Origin of the sequence: Pseudomonas floridensis, assembly GCF_002087235.1 — a bacterium.
GTDB classification, from domain to species: domain Bacteria; phylum Pseudomonadota; class Gammaproteobacteria; order Pseudomonadales; family Pseudomonadaceae; genus Aquipseudomonas; species Aquipseudomonas floridensis.
On sequence record NZ_MUIO01000002.1, the window covers coordinates 178,806 to 198,937 of the forward strand.

Sequence of the window (20,132 nt, forward strand, 5' to 3'; positions counted from 1 at the left end):
ACGGTCACGCGCTCAAGCGGGCCTGTGCGCACCGTCATGGGCCTGAACCAGCTCGACGAAACGCGTCAAGCTGCGCGAGTCCGTACCGCGGCGCCAGATCAGCCAGGTCTGCAGATAGCGAAAAGCTTCCGACAGCGGCCAGACGCTGACCGTCGCACAACCGGGCATGCTTTCCAGCATGCTGCGCGGCATCAGCGCCAGACCGGCCCCGGCACTGACGCAGGCCAGCATGCCGTGGTAAGACTCCATCTCGTGAATCTTGCCCGGCACTGCGGCATCGTCGGTGAACCAGCGCTCGAAATGATGGCGGTACGAGCAATTGGCGCGAAACGCGTAAATGCTCTCTCCGCTCACATCACGGCCACGCGTTACCGGCGCATGGTGCAGCGGTGCAATGACTACCATCTCTTCGTCGAAGACAGGAACGCCGTCCAGCGAAGGGTGCAGCACCGGGCCATCGACGAACGCCGCCACCAGCCGCCCGGCCAGTACGCCATCGATCATCGTGCCGGATGGCCCGGTGCTCAGGTCCAGCTCGACCTTGGCGTACTGCTGGTTATAGGCCGCCAGCAACGCGGGAATGCGCACCGCCGCCGTGCTCTCAAGCGACCCCAGGGAAAACGGACCCTGCGGCTCGTCGCCGGAGACCGACAGGCGCGCCTCATGCACCAGTTCCAGAATCCTTCGCGTGTAATCGAGAAAATTCCAGCCAGCGGGCGACAGGCGTAAACGCAGTTTCTCGCGGATGAACAGGTCCACGCCCAGATCCTGTTCCAATTGCTTGATGCGCGTGGTCAGGTTGGAAGGCACCCGATGGATGTGCTGCGCAGCGGCGCTGATACTGCCGTGTTCGGTGACGGCTTTGAACATTTCCAGTTGGACCAGATCCACACCATTCTCCAAATGTGAAAGATACGATCAGTATTATTCAGTTTCGCGAAGCATAGCACGGCGGTAGTCTGGCCTCATTCCCACCTGAACAGGATGGCACCATGACCCAGATTTCCAGCACCACCCATGCAATTTCGATCAACCCCGCGACCGGCGAGCAGATCGGCCATTACGCCTATGAATCCGACATCGAACTGGATAATGCCCTCGCCCGGGCCTCCAGCGGCTTTGCCGACTGGAAGCGCCGCAGCCTCGACGAACGTGCACGCTTGATCATCGCACTGGGCCAGAGCTTGCGCGAAGACGCGGAATCCATTGCACGAATGATCAGCCAGGAAATGGGCAAGCCGATCAAGCAGGCTCGAGGCGAAGTCGAAAAATGCGCTCAGCTGTGCGACTGGTACGCCGCTCAGGGGCCAGCGATGCTGGCTGCCGAGTCGACTCAGGTCGAGCACGACAAGGCACGTATCGAATACCGCCCGCTCGGCCCGATCCTCGCGGTGATGCCGTGGAATTTCCCGATCTGGCAGGTGCTGCGTGGCGCGGTGCCGACGTTGCTGGCAGGCAACACCTATGTTCTCAAGCACGCCCCCAACGTAATGGGCAGCGCCTATTTGATGCGCGCAGCATTGAAGCGTGCAGGTTTTCCGGAGGGTGTGTTCGAGGTCATTAACGTGACCCAGGACGGCGTGTCCAGAGCCATTGCCGATCCACGAATCGCCGCCGTGACCCTCACCGGCAGTGTCCGGGCAGGTCAGGCCATTGGTGCACAGGCCGGCGCGGCGCTGAAAAAGAGTGTGCTGGAACTAGGGGGCTCCGACCCGTTCATCGTGCTCAACGATGCGGATCTGGATCAGGCCGTCAAGGCAGCGGTAATCGGTCGCTACCAGAACACCGGGCAAGTCTGCGCCGCAGCCAAGCGCCTGATCATCGAAGCCGGTGTGGTCGAGGAATTCACTCGCAGGTTCGTTGAAGAGACGCGCAAACTGGTGGTTGGCGATCCGTCTCAGGACACCACCTATATAGGCCCGATGGCGCGCTTCGATCTGCGTGACGAACTGGACGGCCAGGTTCAGGCTACCCTCGCCGAAGGTGCGACGTTATTGCTGGGCGGTGAAAAAATCGCAGGCCCGGGCAATTTCTACGCGCCGACGGTGCTGGGCGATGTGACTGACCGAATGACCTCTTTCAAGGAGGAACTGTTCGGCCCTGTGGCATCGATCATTACCGCCCGCAATGCTCAGCATGCGCTGACGCTGGCCAACGACAGTGACTTCGGCCTGACCGCGACGGTGTACACCGCCGATCTGGAACTGGCCGAGCATCTGGCTGATCAACTAGACACCGGAGGCGTGTTCATCAACGGCTATAGCGCTTCAGACCCGCGTGTGACCTTCGGCGGCGTGAAGAAAAGCGGTTACGGGCGCGAGCTGTCGCATTTTGGCGTGCGCGAGTTCACCAATGCGCAAACGGTGTGGCGTGATCGCAACTGAATGATGCACAGACCCGAAGCTGTCCGTGGCAATTCCTGCATCAGGCCACGTGACCGCTTCGGATTCATCGCTGTTTTGCAGTCGGGTCGAGTGCACATATCTTGCCCCGAGAACGCCAAGTCCCGTGACTGCGCGAGACTGGCCCACCAACCCTCACTCCTCCTGCGTCTCCACCACGGCAGCGTCACCAATGGTGTAGAAATGCCCGCCCGCGACGTAGTGCAGACTGCGCCACTTCGGGTCGGCCTTTTCGAACTCCCAGTGCCCATCGCGAAACACGCGGGCATCCGCCCAGGCACCGACCACTTCGGCAATGAACAGGTCGTAAGTCTGCTGGTTGTGCGGCTCGGGGATCACTTTGCAGATCATCCAGGCAGAGCATCCGGCCACCAGCGGCGTGTCATGGCCCTCGATGCGAAACAGTTCTGCACCGGCCTTGTCCAGCTTGTCCGGGGTGAAGATCAGGCTCTGCGTGCCGACTTCGAACGTCAGGTTCAATTGCTCCCGATTCGGCACCTGCAGCGCAAAATAGCCGCTTTTTTCCACCATGCCGCGGGTCTTGGTCATCTTGTCGATCACCAGCGTGACCTTGGGCGGCGAGAAGTCCAGTGCGCAGGCCCAGGCCGCAGCCATCACATTGTGGACGCCGTCGTGAGCGGACGACACCAGCACGGTCGGGCCATGGTTAAGCAGGCGATAGGCCTTTTCCAGTTCGACTGGGCGAATATGATTGTTCACGTGGAACTCCCGAAAATGTAAATCTTGTCACTGCAAAAAGGCAGGGAGATAAGGCATTGTGCGTGTCTCACGCTTAGGCCATCGTGCGCTCTGGCGCATCATGAGCAGGCGCCATTTCCTCCACCTTGCTAATTAAGGCACTGGATTGACCAGCATAGACCGCCCAATTCCCCGAGTGTTCGCACTGCTCCTCGCAGCAGGCCGTAGCAGGCGCTTCGAAGGTGACAAGCGTCGCGCCACGCTGCCCTGTGGCCGCACCTTATTGCGCGCAAGCATCGATAACGCGCAGCAGGCTTTCAGCGATGTCTGGGTGGTATTGAGGGAGGAAGATGACGCGGACGCGCTTGGCGTTGCGCCAGACGTGACAGTGGTGCGCAGTCCACAGGCAGATCTGGGTATGGGTCACAGCCTGGCCAGCGGCATCGCCGCGCTGACGCCATCCGATGCCAACGCCGTGGCCGTTCTGCTGGCCGACATGCCATGGATTCAGCCCGCCACGCTACGCAATCTTGCCGCAATGGCGAATCCGCATCGCATCGTACTGCCTGGCCATGACGGGCAACGCGGACATCCGGTGATCATCGGGCGAGATTTCTGGCCGCTGCTGCTGAATCTTGAAGGCGATCAGGGCGCTAGATCGATTATCAAAAGCCACCCTGAGCACTGTGACGTCCTGGCCTGCGATGATCCCGGCATTCTGCGCGATGCCGACACGCGAGCGGCACTGGCGCTGGCCTGCCAGACCTTCGCTAAAGCGTCTGACGACTGACGCCGTTGGCGACCCTTAGAATGTCGGCCATGACCGCAATGGCGATTTCCGCGGGCGTCTTGCTGCCCAGATTCAGACCGATCGGTGCATGTATCCGGGCGAGCGCCTGCTCATCGAGTCCGCCAATCCGCGCCAGACGCTCCTTACGCTTGCCGCTGGTGCGCATGGAACCCATGGCGCCGATGTAGAACGCTTCGGTGCGAACTGCTTCCAGCATGCTCAGGTCATCCAGTTTCGGATCGTGGGTCAGCGCCAGCACAGCCGTCGAAGCATGGCAGCCGCCTTCAGCAATGAACACCGCTGGCAGGACGTCGCGCACTTCTACGCCAGCCATCGAAAAACCGGCCGTGACTTCGGTACGCGGATCACAGACGATCACCTCGTACCCCATGGCGACGGCGAAACTGGCACAGAACTCGGCCACCGGCGACAAACCGGCCAACAGCACGCGATACACGGCCCCCATGCGGATACTGATGCGCTCGCCGTCGATGTGCACCCGCGACTCGCCCAATGCAGCCGGGCCGTTGCTTCGCTGCACGCCACCAAGAAGCACTTGGCGACCGATCAGCCTACGCCCGGCCAGCGCTTGCTCCACGGCGGCCAGGTGTGCGTCGGCCTCAGGGCCGGGCGTGATGCATTCGATCAGTACGTCCAGCACGCCACCGCATGGCAACGCCAGCGTTGGAGCCAGGCCGCCGTCACCGTAACGAACGACCTGATTGACCGGCTCGAACTGACCGGCAGTCAGCCTTTCAAGAAAGTCGTCCTCCACACAGCCGCCCGACAGCGAACCACGATGCTCACCACTGCCAAGCGCCACCAGCATCGCCCCCGGCCCGCGCGGAGCGGAGCCAAAGGTCGAGAGCACGGTGCACAGCCACACGGATTTGCCAGTTGCCAGCCAGTCACGCGCCTGCTGGATAACCTGCAAGTCAAGTTGCTTCATCGTTACCGCCCTGCCATCAATTTTTCTTTGGTAATGGGCAGATTGCGCACCCGTTTGCCGGTGGCGTGATAAACGGCGTTCGCCACCGCCGCCGCCAGCCCCGTCACGCCAATTTCGCCAATACCGCGCGCGCCGAACTCGCCGAGGTTGTAATCCGGGTAGTCGAGCAGGATCACATCGATGTCAGGCTGGTCCGCATGTACCGGCACCACGTACTCGGCGTAGTTGTTATTGACCGGCAGACCGCTGCGCGGATCGAATTCAGCGGCTTCGAACAGCGCCATGCCAATCCCCATGACGATGGCACCTTCGACCTGATTGCGCGCCGCCAGCGGATTGACCACCTTACCCACGTCGATGGCGCTGACCACACGCGAAACGCGCAGGCTGGAAATGCCCGGGTCCCAGCGCACTTCGACAAAATGTACGCCGAACGAACGAAACGAGAATTTCCCGGCCTGCGGCATGCCGCTTTGAAAGTTGCCCTCGGCGCGTGAGAGACGCTGCCCTTTCAACACGTCGACGAAACTGACGCGCTGTTCGCCCGAGACCAACTGGCCGTTCTCGACCTTGATCGAATCGGCGTCCTGCCCGGCAAACGCTGCGTTCTTGCCCACGGCATACTGTCGAAGCTTGTGCAGCGCATCACGCGTGGCACCGGCAATCGCCGGCATCACGCTGGCGGTCACCCACGAACCTCCGGACACGGGGCCCGCCGGGAACGACGAACTGCCCAGCTCCACTTCGACCCGATCAAGAGGGATGCCGGTCAGCTGGCTGACGGTCTGGGCAACGATGGTGTAAGTGCCCGTGCCGATGTCCTGCAGGCCGCATTGCGCAAGGGCCGTGCCGTCGGAGCGTAGAATGACGCGCGCATCGGTCGGCACCTGATAGGCCTCCCAATTGCAGGCACCCATGCCATAACCGATGATTTCGTCGCCGTCCCGCATCGAGCCGACGTCAGCCTTGCGGGCTTGCCAGCCGAAGCGCTCGGCGGCCTTGTCGATGGCTTCGGGCAGATGGTTGCTGGACCAGGGCAGCCCGGCACTTTGATCCTTGTCCGAGAGGTTCAACTTGCGAAATGCCAGAGGGTCCATGCCATTAGCCAGCGCCAGCTCGTCGATGGCCGACTCCAATGCGAACAGACCCGGCGCAGCGCCAGGCGCACGCATCGATGTCGGTGCTCCGCGATTGACAGCGCCGATCCGGTGGCTAACCAATACGTTGTCGCAGCCGTACAGGCTTTTGGTAACGCCACCGCAGTTTTCGGTGTAATCGTCCAGAGTCGACGTACTGTTGAACGACTCGTGACGGATCGAAACCAGCTTGCCATCCGCATCACTGGCCAGACGCAGGCGCTGACGGGTTTCCGGACGATGCCCCACGGTCGTGAACATTTGCGCTCGCGGCAGCACCAGTTGCACGGGGCGGCGGGTGACTCTGGACGCGGCGCAAGCGGCAACCGAATGCGGCCATGGCCAGAGCTTGCCGCCAAATCCGGAACCTATGAACGGCGCGCGCACCTCGACGCGGTCCGGCGGCAGGTCGAATACGTTGGCCAGCAAGTTGCGATGGTTGACTACACCCTGGGTGCTTTCATACACATAGAGTTTGCCGTCCTGCCACCAGGCGGTGCTGGCGTGCATTTCCATCGGATTATGAACTTCGACCGGCGTGGTGTACGTCTGATCGATTTTTCTGGTCGCGCTCAGGAATGCGCCATCCGGGTTGCCACGCGTATGCCCTGCTCCGCCATCACGAGCGCCCTGGGTTCGCAAGGCCTCCTGCAGATCCTTGACCGGTTTGGCCTCTTGATAGTCGACCTTCACCCGATGGGCCGCGGCCCGGGCCTGCTCGAAACTCTCGGCAACCACCAGAGCCACGAACTGGCCGGGGTAATACACGCGGTCATCTTCAAACGGCAGGCGATGTTCATCGGCCTTGCTCGCGGACAGCATCTTGGCGAAGCTCAGGGCGGCATCCGGGGTGCGGTGCAGGTCCGGGAAGTTGCCGTGATGGAAAATTTCGACCACGCCCGGCATCTTGCGTGCGTCCTGGTCATTGACGGCCAGTATCCGGCCGCTGGCGATGGTGCTGTAAACGCCATATGCGTACAGCATGTCTTTGACCGGGTGATCGGCGGCGTAACGCGCTTCGCCGCTGACCTTTTTGCCGCCGTCGATGCGACGCTGCGGCGTGCCGATAATCTGCTCACTCATGGAAAACTCCTACGCCGTCAGGTCACGAAGGTTGCGGACAATGACCTGCTCACCCAACGGGATCTTGAAGGCGTTGTGTTCATAGGCCTTAGCGCCCTGCATGGCCAGCGCGGCGACCCGAGCGAAGCTTTCCATGTCGGCTCGCTGACCGATCAACGCCCGCTCCGCCTCGACGGCACGCCACGGCTTGGTGCCGACGCCGCCCAGCGCGATACGCGCATCCGCCACGCGCTTGCCATCCATGACCACCACGACCGCGCTCGAAGCAAGAGCGAACTGATACGAGGTTCGGTCACGCAGCTTCAGGTAGCTGGAGCGGCTGCCGGGCAATGGCGCATCCAGCGTCACATGCGTGACCAACTCGTGGGGAGCCAACGCGTGCTCGCGCTCCGGGTTGTCGCCTGGCAGCAGATGAAAGTCGGCAAACGGAATGTCGCGGCTACCGTTGGGACCTTGAATAGTCACCTGCGCGCCAACCGCAGCAATGCCGACACACATGTCGGAAGGGTGTGTGGCAATGCATTGATCGCTCGTACCCAGTACCGCATGCACGCTACGGTTCAGGCCACCAATGGCCGCACAGCCAGAACCGGGTTCGCGCTTGTTACAGGCGGAAAAGCCATCGCGAAAATAAGGGCAACGCACGCGTTGCATGAGGTTGCCGGCCGTGGTCGCCTTGTTGCGCAGCTGCGTGGAAGCCCCGGCAAGGATGGCGTGTGACACAACAGGATAGCGCTCGCGCACCAGCGCATGATTAGCCATGTCGGTGTTGCTGACCAGCGCACCGATCCGCAGGCGCCCATCAGGCAACGATTCGATCTGCTTGAGTGCCAAGTGATTTATGTCCACGAGCTGTTGCGGCTGCATGACGTCCAGCTTGACCAGATCCAACAGCGTCGTGCCGCCCGCGAGGTAAAAGCGCGCATCTTGTCCGGCTGCCGTGCTGACAGCCTGGGCAGGCGACGTAGCTCGCGCGTAATCGAAGGTTCTCATCAGACCGCCCCCCCTGTCTTCGAGGCCGGCATTTTCGAACGTGCCGACTGCACTGCCGACAGAATGTTCTTGTAGGCGCCACAGCGACAAATGTTGCCGCTCATGGCCTCTCTGACGCTCGCGTCGTCAGTGGGAATGTTCGGGTCTTGAAGAATCGCCACGGCACTCATGATCTGCCCTGACGTGCAGTAACCGCACTGGTAGGCATCGTGTTCCCAGAAGGCTTCCTGCACCGGATGCAATTGACCGTTCTGGGCCAGTCCTTCGATCGTGGTGATGCTGTCACCATCGTGCTGGATAGCGATCGACAGACAGGAATTGATCGCCACACCGTTGACCAGCAGCGTACAGGCGCCGCACTGGCCGTGATCGCAACCTTTCTTGGTGCCGGTCAGTTGCAGGCGGTCACGCAGCACGTCGAGCAGCACCGCATTGGCGGGGACATTCAAAGCATGCGCCTGGCCATTGACCTTCAATTGAATACGGTGCTCACCGACGCCAGGTGCATCGGTATCCTCCAACACGACCGGCGCCGGCGCAGGCGCGGCCTGCAACATACCGTCGGCCGGGATCCAGGTCGATAAGGTTGCGGCGGCAATTCCAGATGCGCCGAACTTCAGAAAGTTACGCCGCGAAGGCTGCACGGCATCATCGGCAACAGGTCCTTTGTGCGTCTTTGTATCACTCATCAGAATCACCTGGTCATAGCCGTCACTGCTCTGAAGTGGCGGGCGTTATTGTGTCCGGCGCGGAGGCACCGATCAGGGTGGGTCAGTCCCCCGTTGCAGCGGGCGGCCAAGCCAGTCGTGAGGCTGGGGCCTTTTGGTATTACGGTCCTAATAAATGTTTAACTGGCTGGCACGTCGAAAGTTCAACGATTCGATTGGGGCTCATGCCAGGCAGATGTTGCGACATGTGTAGGAATTGGCACCCGCAGCCCTTATCTGCCGAGGCAGGGGCAGAGGGAGCCTGCTGAAGGACCTTAGCATCGGGTAACAGCGGGTATTAGCCGTCGTGCGTTACGTGAAGTAGTGAGTTCTGCTCATCAATCGGCACGACTGACCGCAAGACTGATGCCGTCGGGCTGATCCTGAGCCTTCTGACGATTTCGAACAGGCGACATTTCGGCCATTGCTGCCGACGGGTTAAAGCTGCGCGGAAAAATGGCGATACAGATCAGGGCAGACATTGAGGCGCCTCGGGCGGCGCATTAATGACGGATATCATGTTGGCACCTCGCGTCGAGGGGGCACAGTGTGCGAAAATGCCGCGTCTTGCCGATATGGCACCATGGCTTGTCGCTTCAGGCGAGGACAAAAAACGCCTTTAGAGCGTGTCTCCATGGCCCCGTGCGGCGTCCAAGACTCCGTGAACAGGCTGATACAGGTGCGCATTACGCATGCGTGACGGGATTCGTCCCGAACACGGCGTTGCACCCATTAGCACATGTCGCTTCATGACGCTGAATCCAATGACGATAAGAAGCCAGCGCAGTAGGACATAAAGTGAGGTCTTGAGCAGTATTGTATTGGCCTTGTATGTCCACCTCTAGTCCCTGAAGGTGCGGGCGTTTGTCGCATGCGTTGCGGCGTACGCGGTTCCCGGTCATCAGGAGCAGTCGGCGGATGGCATTTATCAAATGGATTACAGCATGTTGAAGAAAGTGAACACGGCCCTTCTGGGTCTGGCCATGTCGCTCGGGATGATGCCCGCGCACTCGGCCGAAGCCAAGAAAGTTGATGTACTGCTGGTCGGTGGCGGCATCATGAGTTCGACCCTGGCAGTATGGCTCAATGAGCTTGAGCCGAGCTGGTCGATGGAAATGGTCGAGCGCCTCGATGGCGTGGCCGAAGAAAGCTCCAACGGCTGGAACAACGCCGGTACCGGCCACTCCGCGCTGGCCGAGCTGAACTACACCCCTGAAGACAAGAACGGCAACGTTGATATCTCCAAAGCCATCGAGATCAACGAAGCGTTCCAGATCTCCCGCCAGTTCTGGTCGTGGCAGGTCAAGACCGGCGTTCTGAAGAACCCTCGTTCGTTCATCAACTCCACGCCGCACATGAGTTTCGTGTGGGGCGACAACAACATCGAGTTCCTGCGCAAGCGTTACGCTGCACTGCAATCGAGCCCGCTGTTCAGCGGCATGCAGTACTCCGAAGACCACGAGCAGATCAAGAAGTGGGTTCCATTGATGATGGAAGGTCGCGACCCGGCGCAGAAGCTGGCCGTGACCTGGAGCCCGATCGGTACTGACGTGAACTTCGGCGAGATCACTCGCCAGTTCGTCGCCACGCTCAAAGCCAAGCCTAACTTCAACCTGCAGCTGTCCAGCGAAGTCCAGGACATCAGCCGCAACGACGACGGCAGCTGGCGTGTCAAGTACAAAAACCTGAAAGACGGTACCGAAACCGAGACCGACGCCAAGTTCCTGTTCATCGGTGCCGGTGGCGCAGCCCTGCACCTGCTGCAGGAGTCGGGCATTCCTGAAGCCAAGGAATACGGCGGCTTCCCGGTCGGCGGTTCGTGGCTGGTGACCGAGAACCAGACCCTGGCCATGCAGCACATGGGCAAGGCCTACGGTATCGCATCCACTGGTGCGCCACCCATGTCGGTTCCACACCTGGACACCCGTGTTCTGGACGGCAAGCGCGTGATCCTGTTTGGCCCATTCGCGACCTTCTCCACCAAGTTCCTGAAAAACGGTTCTTACCTGGACCTGCTGACCAGCACCACGACCCACAACGTGTGGCCAATGACCCGCGTCGGTATCGCTCAGTATCCGCTGATCGAATACCTGGCCGGCCAGGTCATGATGTCCGATGATGATCGCTTCGCTGCACTGCAGCAGTACTTCCCGAACGCCAAGAAAGAAGACTGGCGCCTGATGCAGGCCGGTCAACGCGTTCAGATCATCAAGCGTGACGAAGAGAAGGGCGGCGTCCTGAAGCTGGGTACCGAGATCGTTGCTTCCAAGGACGGCTCCATTGCCGGTCTGCTGGGCGCATCGCCAGGTGCCTCGACCGCAGCGCCGATCATGCTCGGCGTGCTCGAAAAAGTCTTCAAGGACAAGGTAGCGACCCCGGCCTGGCAGGAAAAACTGCGCCAGATCGTGCCAAGCTACGGCACCAAGCTGAACGACAACCCGGATCATGTTGCTCAGGAATGGGCTTACACCGCCGAAGTCCTGCAACTGACTCCGCCGCCGCCAGTGAACAAGGCCTCTGCAGCCGCCGCTCCGGCTCCTGCAGGTCAGCCTGCACCAAAGCGTGAAAGCAACCCTGCCAGTGACATGGCGCTTTAAGGCCTGTAACGCTTGAAGCAAAGCCCCGCCAGACCTGGTCTGGCGGGGCTTTTTTGTGTCTGCTCGCTTTGCCGGAACGCGCAGCAGCCGACTATTTGGCGAACAACTGACTCATGTCCTTGAACGCTTTGAACTCCAATGCATTGCCGCACGGGTCGAACAGAAACATCGTGGCCTGTTCACCCACCTGGCCCTTGAAGCGGATGTAAGGCTCGATCACGAAGCGGGTACCCAGCGACCTCAGTCGCTCGGCCAGCGCTTCCCACTGCTCCCAATGCAGAATGATGCCGAAATGCGGCACCGGTACGTCGTGCTCATCTACCGCGTTGCTGTGCACATGCTCTTGGGATGAAGTCTTGGGATGCTCGTGAATCACCAACTGGTGCCCGTAAAAATCGAAATCGACCCATTGCGCGCTGGAGCGCCCTTCCGCGAGCCCGAACACTTCGCCATAAAAAGTCCGCGCTGCGGCCAGGTCGTATACCGGTATTGCAAGGTGAAACGGAGAAAGGCTCATCAATAGCTCCACGGTCAGAATGGTCGGAGGACGTCGGTTTGCGTCCTTGTGACACTGGATGAAAAGCATAGACGGGGCGACCTAACAAAAAAATCAATATATATTTCCACAATACACAAAAGAGATTGATGAATGATTCGCGAACTGAAGACGCTGGTGGCGGTGGCGCAAACCGGTACCTTCGCTGCGGCCGGTCAGCGGATCGGCCTCACTCAGGCGGCTGTGAGTGCGCAAATGCAACGCCTGGAAGCCGAGTTGGGCTTTGCATTGTTCGAGCGCAAGGGCCGCACTGCGCAGTTGAACCGGATGGGTCACCAAACGCTATTGCAGGCGCAGGAACTGCTCCGGCTTTATCACAACCTTGGGTCCAGCCCTGCCGGACAGCCTGCTGTGCGGCATCTGACCCTCGGTGCCATCGCCTCGATGCAATGCTCGCTGCTACCGGATGCCCTGGCTGCGTTTCATGCACTTTGGCCGCATTGTCGGACAAGGGTCATTCCGGGCGTGTCGATGAATCTGGTGAATCAGGTGGACGCCGGCGAGATTGATCTGGCAGCGATCATCCGGCCACCGTTCTCGCTGCAAAGCGACCTGCGCTGGACCAGCCTGGCGCAGGAACCTTATCGCTTGATCGTGCCCGCGGACATGCCGGGCGACGACTGGGCTGAGCTGCTGGCATCGCAGCCCCTGATCCGGTACGACCGCTCCTCGTTCGGCGGCCGTCAGGTTGACCGCTTTCTGCGCCAGATGCCGTTCAGCGTCCGGGAGGTCTGCGAACTGGATGAACTGGAGGCCATCATCAAACTGGTGGCGCGTGGTCTGGGCGTGGCGCTGATCCCACAAACCGCCAGCCACCGCGCATGGCCCGAAGGTATTCGCGCCGTAGAGCTTGGCGAACGAACCTTTCACCGCGATGTGGGCCTGGTGCATCGAGCACGCCAGAGTCTCGACGAACCCACCATCACCCTCATCGATCTGCTGCTGAACCCTGCCACGTCGCAGTGAACGGGCCTGTTCGCAGATGTGAAGCAAAAAACATCGAACTCGTTCTTGCGTGGGTCTCTCCAACGAATACGATCATCAGTGAGGAATCGACATGAATGACCCGCACGCAGGACCTAAAGACACCTCTTCGCAAGACAAACCCTACACACCCACCGTGGACCAGTCCGGCGAGCCGGTGGAGGTAGTGCGCAAGGACCTTGAGGATCAGGACTCGCCCAGCGAAGGCGTTGACAAGGTGATCACCCCCACATCCACCCGGGAGAAGGAACAGGACGCCGAACGGCTCAACGAAAAGAATCGTGAGGTCGAGCGCAAGCTCTAGAGGCGAAACTCATCTTGGCGCTGCAAGATTCAGCACTTACAACATGCGCCTTCACCTCATACAGACCGGGGCTGACACGACCAGACACGGGCGATCAGCCCGCAAGCAAAGACTGTAACAACAACGCATCGCCAACGGCTGCTCCGCTGGCGGTGTTGTCAAAGATGCACCAGGTCGGTACGTCTTCCTCCAACGAACGACGCATCGGCTCGACCAGCGCGGCGAGTCGCTCTGCGCCATAAGGACTGTGATAGATCTGCGGCGAACCATGCAGACGCCAGTAGCGTATCCCTTGCCAGCCCGCGGGATCACCGCCAGCCGGAAGCGGTGAAGGGTCGGCCGCGACCCGTCCGATACGCTGCTCGATCAACAGTGGTCGTGCCTGCCCCCAGGACACATGGCGTGGCTCAAGCACAACCGCTCCGGCATAGCGCTGCCGCAAACACTGAAAAAAGCGTTCGGCCACTTGCGGCTCATAGTGAAGGGATGGCGGAAGCTGAATCAGCAGACAGCCCAGCTTTTGGCCCAGTTGCGTGCATTGCGTGAGAAAGGCATCCAGTTCAGCTTCGCACTCATGCAACCGCCGCTCATGGCTAAGCTGTTTGGGCAGTTTTACTGAAAAACGGAAATCGTCAGGCACCGAGTCGGCCCAGCGCGCGTAGGTCTGTGGTCGATGAGGGTGGTAGAACGAGCTGTTGATTTCCACCGCGCTGAACCGCGTCGCATAGCGCTGCAAATGGCTGCCGTCGGACGGAAACGCCGCACCGTATGCACTCGCCACGCTCCAGCCTGCGCAGCCGATATACATCGCCCTGTCCGGGCTCAATACAACGCTCCGGCTGCTTCGCGCATGAAGATTTCCACTGTCTTGGGCCCCACCCCATCGAACGTCAGCAGACGCTTCTCGAAGTCCGCCCTGCCCTCACTCGCTTCATGCATGTCGAGTATCTTGCCGCTGTACCCTTCATTGAGTGTTTTGCATAGCGCCAACAGCCTCTGCGCAGTGGACTCGTCATAACGGACGTAGTGCGCCTGTCCGAGCAGGCCGACCAATTCACGATGAGTGCAATGCGCGAGTTTGCGAGCCGTATCGCGATCATGTCGCTCGACGATCACGCGGTAGGCCTCGCAAGCGATCTGCGCCTGAATCCTTTTGCCCATCAGGAAACTGGCGACCAGCCATTTGAACAGGGCCTTTTCCTTATCCTTGCGAAAGTCGATCCCCAGGTCTGCGGCGCTGATGGCTTGGGTCATGGCCGTTACTTGCTCTGCTCTGACTTGCCTTCCTGCATCTGTACCGAGGACTTGCTACCGTCGGTATTATCCTTTGTTTCGTTGCCGGAATTATCGAAGCAGCCGTGCAAGGCCAACAGACAGAAAAAACCCAGACATAAAGCTGGCTTGCTCATTTTTGAAACTCCTGATTACGTCATTGCCAAAAGAAACAACCAAGCCTTTAACGCTTCGTGCTTCACCCCAGCAGACCATCAGGACGGGGCCGGGGTTTGCTCTGACCGATCAAGCGTTAGACCAACGGTCGTCATGCAGCTTGGCCGCCAGGCTCTGTACGGAAAGTCGGCGGGCGAAAGTCAGACGAGGCAAACACAGGCAAGGAGGCGGAGCCTACGTGGTGTAAATCAGCATTCCGAGCCTGTTGTTAACGCAGTGCCACCGAGCGCAGCCACTTTTCGTACGGCACTTAGGGAGCGCCGAACAGCATCGTCCAGTACACGCCATAGTCGGTCTGGGCACCGGTCGAATAAGCAGCGCCCATCTCGGTGAACATCGGATTCATCAGGTTGGCGCAATGACCAGGACTCGCCAGCCAGCTGGCCATGACCTTGCTGGCAGAGCTTTGCCCGGCAGCGATGTTTTCGCCGATCTGTCGCCCTCCATAACCGGCGGCCCGCGCCCGGTCGGCGGGTGAGTCACCATCGAAGCCACGGTGCTGAAAATAGTTCTCACTGGCCATCGACTGGCTATGTCCTTGAGCGGCCATCTCCAGTGTTGCGTTCCAGACCACAGGCCGTGCCGCCGCGAATGGACGCTTACCGCACATCTGCGGCCTGGATCGCGCCGCGTTGACCTGTTCCAACAGCAATTTGCCGGTGGCGCGAGCGTCACTCAATGTGCTGTCGAGCAGCGGCCGGGCCAGCACTACACGCCAGTCGTTACGATTCTGGATGACACCGATATCGGCGTACCGGGCATCGAGCAAGGCGCCGCAGTAGCGATTCTTGAGCATAGCAAACGCTTCACTGGCAGTTTGCGCGCCCGCCAGCCGAATCGTCCTTACAGTCACCGCCTGGTAGCCTGCTAGCTTGAGCGCTTCCCGGGAGCTGCCACTGAAATCGATGGGCAACGTGACGTTTTCGTTGAGCACCAGAGGCCTGGCGGGTTTGGGTACTTGCGCATCGCAACGTTGCGGCTGGGCCCGATAGGCGTTGATAGATTCGACCAGTTGCCGCTCCTGAGCCGCCATCAGGGGCGCAGCATACAGCGATGACAACGGGATCAGGCACAGCCAGACGCGCCATGAACAACGTGAAGATTCAGGCATGGTAAGCATGGGCTCAAGAGAGATGGGGACCACACGGCTCAACTGACCGGCCGTGATTTTCAGGCTCGAATAGGACCTCCCGGCGCGGCCAAGGTTCATCCGTAAAACAGCGCGTCTCTTCTAGAGCGCTCAGAGTTTGCCGAGTTCTCCTGTCGCCTCACCGAGCAGGGCAAGCGTCTGCTCGATGTCCGCGACCGACTGATTGAGCCTGACAAATGACTGCTCAATCGCCTCAACCGCATCGACGGTCTGGTGCCCGCGGAGCTGCTGCACACGCTCCAGCTCGCTGCGTTCCAGGTTGCGCAGGTCTTCGCGCAATTGCTTCAGCGTGGTCTGCACCGCGCCGACATCCTGATGACTGTCACTTTTCATAGGCCATCTCCTTGATATTTGCGGATCAACGCGCCCGATCGAAATGCCATCCCAACTGACGCTCGATGATGCGCCGATAAGGCGTGTCGATCTGCTCGGGGACCTGCTCAATGTAGCGTCGCGCATGCTCAAGCGTGTCCCCGGTCAGGCCACGAAGATAGGCAACGGCATCCTGCGCAGAGAGGATGCGCCCTTCCACACCCTTGAAACGCGGCGGCAGCGCGGTCCAGATGACTGCGTCTATACGACGCTCACGCGCCCAGCGCATGATCGCGCCCACCGGCTTGTCGGCGACCAGCAGCGTCCCGACGCCATCCTCACGCTGCGACGATACCTGTTCGCGTTCTCGCAATGCAGCGCACGCCTGGTCCAGGGTTTCGACGTCGAGCAATGCCCAGCACACGGTAAGCGACGGCGCATCGAGGCAAATGGCGGTAGACAACTCACCACCATCGCCCACTCTGGAGAACTCGATCGGCATTCGAGGGCCGTCCAGATACCAGTCTCCCGCCAGTGGCAAAGCGCCCGACTCCCAGATCAACGATCCCCATCCCAGGCATGCGATATTCAATGTGTTGCCCTCATGAGAATTGATCCGACAAAAGCTGAGACCGCACGCGCCGCGTCATGCTCCTTTTTTAACAGCGGTTATTTTCATCTTCCGAAGCATTCAGCAGAACGCCGCTGGTCAGCGCCCTTTGCAACCGCGTTGAATTTCCCTTCCTGCCCATACTCACTTTTCTGACAGACATGACTGGCTATATCCAGTGATTAGGGAGAGTTAAATGACGGCGGTAACTGAAAAGCAGCGACGCGTAAAGCCATCACTGGTCAGCGACATCGTGCGCAGAATCAGATGGATACTGCGCGCCATAGCCCGCGAATTGCGTCCAGAGGGACCACGCAAGCGCTTGTTGAAGCGATGCCGGGAACGACGCGAGAATCGCTGAGTGGATACTTCAGTGCCAGGCCTTTATCACTGCGCCGCGAAAGTCAGAACGATCATGTCCAGCGGTGTTCAGAGTTCTACACGCCGCAGACCACTGAAGAAGGATCTTTGCCAATGGCCACCTCCGAAAACACCTCGCTGAGGCGCGCCATCACCGCCCCCATGCTGATGCTGTTCATTCTTGGCGACGTACTCGGGGCGGGCGTCTATGCGCTGGCGGGCACCATTGCGGGCCGTGTCGGTGGCGCGATCTGGGCACCGCTGCTGATTGCATTGTGCTTTGCGTTACTAACGGCGGCCTCCTATGCGGAACTGGTGACCAAATACCCGCGTGCCGGAGGTGCGGCGGTGTACGCAGAAAAAGCCTTTGGCAAGCCATTGCTGTCGTTCCTGGTCGGTTTTTCAATGATTGCGGCGGGCGTCACCAGCGCGGCGGGGTTGGCGGTTGCCTTCGCCGGTGATTACCTGCAGGCGCTGATCAGCGTTCCTGCGCAATGGGTCTGCGTCGGGTTTCTGATCATCGTCGGCCTGCTGAATGCTCGCGGTATCAAGGAGTCACTGGGCGCCAATCTGCTGATGACCACCATCGAGTTGAGCGGCCTGCTTATGGTGATCGTCGCCGCCGCGTGGTTTGTCGGTCAGGGCCAGGGCGTGCCGCAACGAATGTTCGAACTGGACAGCGCGTCGCCGGCGACTGCCATTCTGGCGGCGTCGCTGCTGGCGTTCTATTCGTTCGTGGGTTTCGAAACCTCCGCCAATCTGGCGGAGGAAATCAAAGATGTACGTAAGGTTTACCCTCGCGCGCTGTTTGGAGCACTACTGATCGCCGGCGCGGTGTATATGTTGGTGGGGGTCGGTGCGGCAATGGTGTTGCCGGTCGAGCAGTTGAAGGATTCGCAGGCTCCCTTGCTGGACGTGGTGAAAGCCTCGGGTCTGGGTATTCCTTCATCCTGGTTTGCAATGATCGCGCTGATTGCCGTGGCCAACGGCGCGCTGCTGACCATGATTATGGCCAGCCGCCTGACCTTCGGCATGGCGCGTCAGGGATTGTTACCTTCGATGCTGGGCAATGTGCTTGCGCGCAGACGCACACCCGGCTTCGCCATTCTGGCAACCACACTGGTCGCCATCGCACTGTCCTTCACCAGCACCCTGACGGTACTTGCCGAAACGGTGGTGCTGCTGTTGCTGTTCGTTTTCCTCAGCGTGAACGTTGCGGTGCTGGTCCTCAAGCGTGACAAGGTCGAATCCGGGCACTTTCAGGTTCATTGGGTGGTTCCGGTTCTCGGGATATTGTCCTGCCTGTTGTTACTGACCCAGCAGGGCCCGGAAACCTGGTGGCGTGCGGGCGTGATGCTGGTGGTGGGCGCAGTGCTGTTCGGTCTGACGCGGCTGGCCGGGACTCAGGCAGTTTCGCAAATCAGCGAGTAGCGAATGTCCGTTGACACGTTCTGCGCAGCAAGCCGGGGCAGAGCCGGTCAGCAGGTCAACTGATTGAGCAGCGTATCTGATTACGGCCCAGATGCTTGGCTTCATAAAGCGCCGTGTCGGCCGCCTTCAATAAGGCGTCCGGCGTCAGTCCCATCGGATCCTCGACCGTTGCGATTCCGATGCTGATCGTTACGGATCCTGTGCGGTTTGCACTGTGCTCAATGGCAAGCGAGGCAAGTTCGCGGACAATACTTTGCGCCACCTTGAGCGCGCCTTCATGGCCCGTGTTGGGCAACAGGACCGTGAACTCCTCGCCCCCATAACGAACCGCCTGATCTTCGGGGCGTCGGACCGACGCCTTGATCGCGCCCGCGACCGCCTTGATACAGGCGTCTCCGGCCGGGTGGCCTTACAGATCGTTGTAGGTCTTGAAATGATCGATATCCATCATCAACAGACTGATCGGTGTTCTTTGGCCGGTTGCATTGACCAGTTCCAGCGGGAGGATCTCATCCAGACTTCTGCGGTTGAGAAGCCCTGTCAAGCCATCTTCGGCTGCCATTTTTTCGAGGATGATCTGCGTCCTTTTCAATTGCGTCTGCAGCGTGACCACGTAGTTGATCTGACGCATGAGTACAAATGCGAAGAGCAGTAGCCCAATGATGACCGTCGAAACGAAGACCATAGAGGTGTACATCTGGTGATACCACGGACTGAGAATGCCAGCCTTCGACATGCCAGCCTGTACAACGAGCGGGTATCGTTCGATGCTGACATAACCGTTGATACGCTCGACATTATCGATAACCGATTTGATATGAGCGACGCCCGACCGTGCGTAAGGCAGGTAATCGGTGAAGACATTGCCTTTGGCGACACTGGCGCCAATCAGATTTTCGAAGTAAGGCCTACGGGTAAGAATCGTGCCGTCAGCCAGAGAAATAAGGAAGATGCCATTGTCATCGATGTTGAAACCCGCGTAATACTTGTTGAAGTATTCAACCGACATCGTCACCAGCAGTACGCCGGCAAAGCTGCCGTCGGGATTATCGATGCGGCGCGATAATGGAATCACATAAGCGCCGGTGGAACGACTTTTGATCACGTGACTCACGTGCATATCACGATCACCGGGATGAGTGCGATGGTAAATGAAGTAATCGCGATCCGAGTTATTCGCTGACGCCGGAGTGGTCTTGTCCGTGAGCAGCCAGTTGCCGTCCTTGTCGTAAACAAAAAAGCCGTGAATCTGAGGCATCAGGCTGCTTCTTTTAGCGAAGAGCGCACGTAAACGGTCCTTGTCGATGGTGTCGATGCCGTACCATTCGATGCGCTCCAGAACGCCGGCCGAGACTGCATCGACTTCCTTGACGGCATCTTCCGCATGCTGAGCGGCCGCCCGCGCCAGGTTGGCGACGTTGCCTTCACCCTCCCTGATCTGCTGGCCGTAACTCTGCCAGCTCACCCAGGCGAACACTGAAATGATCGAGAGCACCACAATCACGACGAAATACGCGACCAACTTCACGACAAACGAATTGCGCGCCGCAGCCGCATCAATCAGGGTCATAGAACATCCGGCAGAGTGAACCCGCTCTCATTGGGTCGGACCGCGCCTGC

General features: G+C 59.8%; 20 protein-coding genes and 1 pseudogene. 6 read left to right on the forward strand and 15 right to left on the reverse strand.

Translation table 11 applies throughout. The features are described from left to right. Positions 1-12: 12 nt before the first annotated feature. Positions 13-891, reverse strand: coding sequence for a putrescine utilization regulator PtrR (gene ptrR, locus BZK31_RS00940; protein ID WP_083180878.1), 879 nt, complete (start codon positions 889-891; stop codon positions 13-15). Positions 892-992: 101 nt separating this feature from the next. Here ptrR and BZK31_RS00945 point away from each other — a divergent pair, with 101 nt between their 5' ends. After that, positions 993-2,384, forward strand: a complete 1,392-nt coding sequence (locus tag BZK31_RS00945) for an aldehyde dehydrogenase family protein (protein WP_083180879.1) — start codon at positions 993-995, stop codon at positions 2,382-2,384. Between the two features lie 153 nt (positions 2,385-2,537). On the opposite strand, the gene BZK31_RS00950 is transcribed toward BZK31_RS00945, so the two are convergent. Then, the gene (locus tag BZK31_RS00950) at positions 2,538-3,122 is read right to left on the reverse strand and encodes a flavin reductase family protein (protein WP_083180880.1); all 585 of its coding nucleotides are present in this window, start codon (positions 3,120-3,122) and stop codon (positions 2,538-2,540) included. Positions 3,123-3,267: 145 nt separating this feature from the next. On the opposite strand from BZK31_RS00950, the gene BZK31_RS00955 reads away from it, so the two are divergent. Next, positions 3,268-3,891, forward strand: coding sequence for a nucleotidyltransferase family protein (locus BZK31_RS00955; RefSeq protein WP_083180881.1), 624 nt, complete (start codon positions 3,268-3,270; stop codon positions 3,889-3,891). On the opposite strand, the gene BZK31_RS00960 is transcribed toward BZK31_RS00955, so the two are convergent. The 5 genes from BZK31_RS00960 to BZK31_RS29345 all read right to left on the reverse strand — a co-directional run bounded on the left by BZK31_RS00960 (position 3,872) and on the right by BZK31_RS29345 (position 9,241). Beyond that, positions 3,872-4,840, reverse strand: coding sequence for an XdhC family protein (locus BZK31_RS00960; protein WP_083180882.1), 969 nt, complete (start codon positions 4,838-4,840; stop codon positions 3,872-3,874). The genes BZK31_RS00955 and BZK31_RS00960 overlap by 20 nt on opposite strands. A 2-nt stretch (positions 4,841-4,842) precedes the next feature. Beyond that, positions 4,843-7,059, reverse strand: a complete 2,217-nt coding sequence (locus BZK31_RS00965; RefSeq protein WP_083180883.1) for a xanthine dehydrogenase family protein molybdopterin-binding subunit — start codon at positions 7,057-7,059, stop codon at positions 4,843-4,845. A gap of 9 nt (positions 7,060-7,068) precedes the next feature. Beyond that, on the reverse strand, positions 7,069-8,052 hold the full coding sequence (locus tag BZK31_RS00970) for an FAD binding domain-containing protein (protein ID WP_083180884.1): 984 nt from the start codon (positions 8,050-8,052) through the stop codon (positions 7,069-7,071). Beyond that, positions 8,052-8,741 (reverse strand): (2Fe-2S)-binding protein, encoded by a 690-nt coding sequence (locus BZK31_RS00975; RefSeq protein WP_083180885.1) that lies wholly within the window; start codon positions 8,739-8,741, stop codon positions 8,052-8,054. The genes BZK31_RS00970 and BZK31_RS00975 overlap by 1 nt, the downstream gene beginning before the upstream one ends. Before the next feature lie 356 nt (positions 8,742-9,097). Further along, on the reverse strand, positions 9,098-9,241 hold the full coding sequence (locus tag BZK31_RS29345; RefSeq protein WP_157900686.1) for a hypothetical protein: 144 nt from the start codon (positions 9,239-9,241) through the stop codon (positions 9,098-9,100). Positions 9,242-9,703: 462 nt separating this feature from the next. Here BZK31_RS29345 and mqo point away from each other — a divergent pair, with 462 nt between their 5' ends. Continuing rightward, positions 9,704-11,356 (forward strand): malate dehydrogenase (quinone), encoded by a 1,653-nt coding sequence (gene mqo / locus BZK31_RS00980; protein WP_167377810.1) that lies wholly within the window; start codon positions 9,704-9,706, stop codon positions 11,354-11,356. Positions 11,357-11,447: 91 nt separating this feature from the next. On the opposite strand, the gene BZK31_RS00985 is transcribed toward mqo, so the two are convergent. After that, positions 11,448-11,873 (reverse strand): VOC family protein, encoded by a 426-nt coding sequence (locus tag BZK31_RS00985; RefSeq protein ID WP_083180887.1) that lies wholly within the window; start codon positions 11,871-11,873, stop codon positions 11,448-11,450. Positions 11,874-12,005: 132 nt separating this feature from the next. Between BZK31_RS00985 and BZK31_RS00990 the strand changes: the two genes are divergently transcribed. Together BZK31_RS00990 and BZK31_RS00995 are read left to right on the forward strand one after the other, a co-directional pair. Continuing rightward, on the forward strand, positions 12,006-12,878 hold the full coding sequence (locus tag BZK31_RS00990; RefSeq protein ID WP_083180888.1) for a LysR family transcriptional regulator: 873 nt from the start codon (positions 12,006-12,008) through the stop codon (positions 12,876-12,878). A 91-nt stretch (positions 12,879-12,969) separates the two neighbouring features. Beyond that, complete coding sequence (locus BZK31_RS00995; RefSeq protein ID WP_083180889.1) at positions 12,970-13,200, forward strand: hypothetical protein; 231 nt, start codon at positions 12,970-12,972, stop codon at positions 13,198-13,200. A gap of 94 nt (positions 13,201-13,294) precedes the next feature. On the opposite strand, the gene BZK31_RS01000 is transcribed toward BZK31_RS00995, so the two are convergent. The 6 genes from BZK31_RS01000 to BZK31_RS01020 form a co-directional block, all read right to left on the reverse strand. Further along, a complete protein-coding gene (locus tag BZK31_RS01000; protein ID WP_083180890.1) occupies positions 13,295-14,008 on the reverse strand; it encodes a DUF72 domain-containing protein in 714 nt (237 codons plus the stop codon). 14 nt (positions 14,009-14,022) lie between these two features. After that, positions 14,023-14,454, reverse strand: a complete 432-nt coding sequence (locus BZK31_RS01005) for an HhH-GDP family DNA glycosylase (protein WP_083180891.1) — start codon at positions 14,452-14,454, stop codon at positions 14,023-14,025. 5 nt (positions 14,455-14,459) lie between these two features. Continuing rightward, a complete protein-coding gene (locus BZK31_RS29645) occupies positions 14,460-14,609 on the reverse strand; it encodes a hypothetical protein (RefSeq protein WP_167377811.1) in 150 nt (49 codons plus the stop codon). Between the two features lie 290 nt (positions 14,610-14,899). After that, positions 14,900-15,760: a CAP domain-containing protein gene (locus BZK31_RS01010; RefSeq protein WP_083180892.1), complete on the reverse strand. Its 861-nt coding sequence runs from the start codon at positions 15,758-15,760 to the stop codon at positions 14,900-14,902. Between the two features lie 129 nt (positions 15,761-15,889). Beyond that, on the reverse strand, positions 15,890-16,132 hold the full coding sequence (locus BZK31_RS01015; protein WP_083180893.1) for a DUF1515 family protein: 243 nt from the start codon (positions 16,130-16,132) through the stop codon (positions 15,890-15,892). A 25-nt stretch (positions 16,133-16,157) separates the two neighbouring features. Continuing rightward, a complete protein-coding gene (locus BZK31_RS01020) occupies positions 16,158-16,703 on the reverse strand; it encodes a hypothetical protein (protein ID WP_244182615.1) in 546 nt (181 codons plus the stop codon). Positions 16,704-17,195: 492 nt separating this feature from the next. Here BZK31_RS01020 and BZK31_RS01025 point away from each other — a divergent pair, with 492 nt between their 5' ends. After that, positions 17,196-18,512, forward strand: coding sequence for an APC family permease (locus BZK31_RS01025; RefSeq protein ID WP_083180894.1), 1,317 nt, complete (start codon positions 17,196-17,198; stop codon positions 18,510-18,512). Positions 18,513-18,567: 55 nt separating this feature from the next. Here the strand turns inward: BZK31_RS01025 and BZK31_RS30335 are convergent. Further along, positions 18,568-20,082, reverse strand: a pseudogene (locus BZK31_RS30335) (sensor domain-containing diguanylate cyclase). Between the last annotated feature and the right edge of the window lie 50 nt (positions 20,083-20,132).

Coding starts and splice junctions, on each gene's coding strand:
- BZK31_RS00965 (WP_083180883.1), bottom strand. CDS start 7,059: ATGAGTGAGCAGATTATCGGCACGCCGCAGCGTCGCATCGACGGCGGC.
- BZK31_RS00985 (WP_083180887.1), bottom strand. CDS start 11,873: ATGAGCCTTTCTCCGTTTCACCTTGCAATACCGGTATACGACCTGGCC.
- BZK31_RS00975 (WP_083180885.1), bottom strand. CDS start 8,741: ATGAGTGATACAAAGACGCACAAAGGACCTGTTGCCGATGATGCCGTG.
- BZK31_RS00995 (WP_083180889.1), top strand. CDS start 12,970: ATGAATGACCCGCACGCAGGACCTAAAGACACCTCTTCGCAAGACAAA.
- BZK31_RS00970 (WP_083180884.1), bottom strand. CDS start 8,052: ATGAGAACCTTCGATTACGCGCGAGCTACGTCGCCTGCCCAGGCTGTC.
- BZK31_RS00990 (WP_083180888.1), top strand. CDS start 12,006: ATGATTCGCGAACTGAAGACGCTGGTGGCGGTGGCGCAAACCGGTACC.
- BZK31_RS29345 (WP_157900686.1), bottom strand. CDS start 9,241: ATGTCTGCCCTGATCTGTATCGCCATTTTTCCGCGCAGCTTTAACCCG.
- BZK31_RS00945 (WP_083180879.1), top strand. CDS start 993: ATGACCCAGATTTCCAGCACCACCCATGCAATTTCGATCAACCCCGCG.
- BZK31_RS29645 (WP_167377811.1), bottom strand. CDS start 14,609: ATGAGCAAGCCAGCTTTATGTCTGGGTTTTTTCTGTCTGTTGGCCTTG.
- BZK31_RS01010 (WP_083180892.1), bottom strand. CDS start 15,760: ATGCCTGAATCTTCACGTTGTTCATGGCGCGTCTGGCTGTGCCTGATC.
- BZK31_RS01000 (WP_083180890.1), bottom strand. CDS start 14,008: ATGTATATCGGCTGCGCAGGCTGGAGCGTGGCGAGTGCATACGGTGCG.
- BZK31_RS01015 (WP_083180893.1), bottom strand. CDS start 16,132: ATGAAAAGTGACAGTCATCAGGATGTCGGCGCGGTGCAGACCACGCTG.
- BZK31_RS01025 (WP_083180894.1), top strand. CDS start 17,196: ATGGCCACCTCCGAAAACACCTCGCTGAGGCGCGCCATCACCGCCCCC.
- BZK31_RS00960 (WP_083180882.1), bottom strand. CDS start 4,840: ATGAAGCAACTTGACTTGCAGGTTATCCAGCAGGCGCGTGACTGGCTG.
- mqo (WP_167377810.1), top strand. CDS start 9,704: ATGTTGAAGAAAGTGAACACGGCCCTTCTGGGTCTGGCCATGTCGCTC.
- BZK31_RS01005 (WP_083180891.1), bottom strand. CDS start 14,454: ATGACCCAAGCCATCAGCGCCGCAGACCTGGGGATCGACTTTCGCAAG.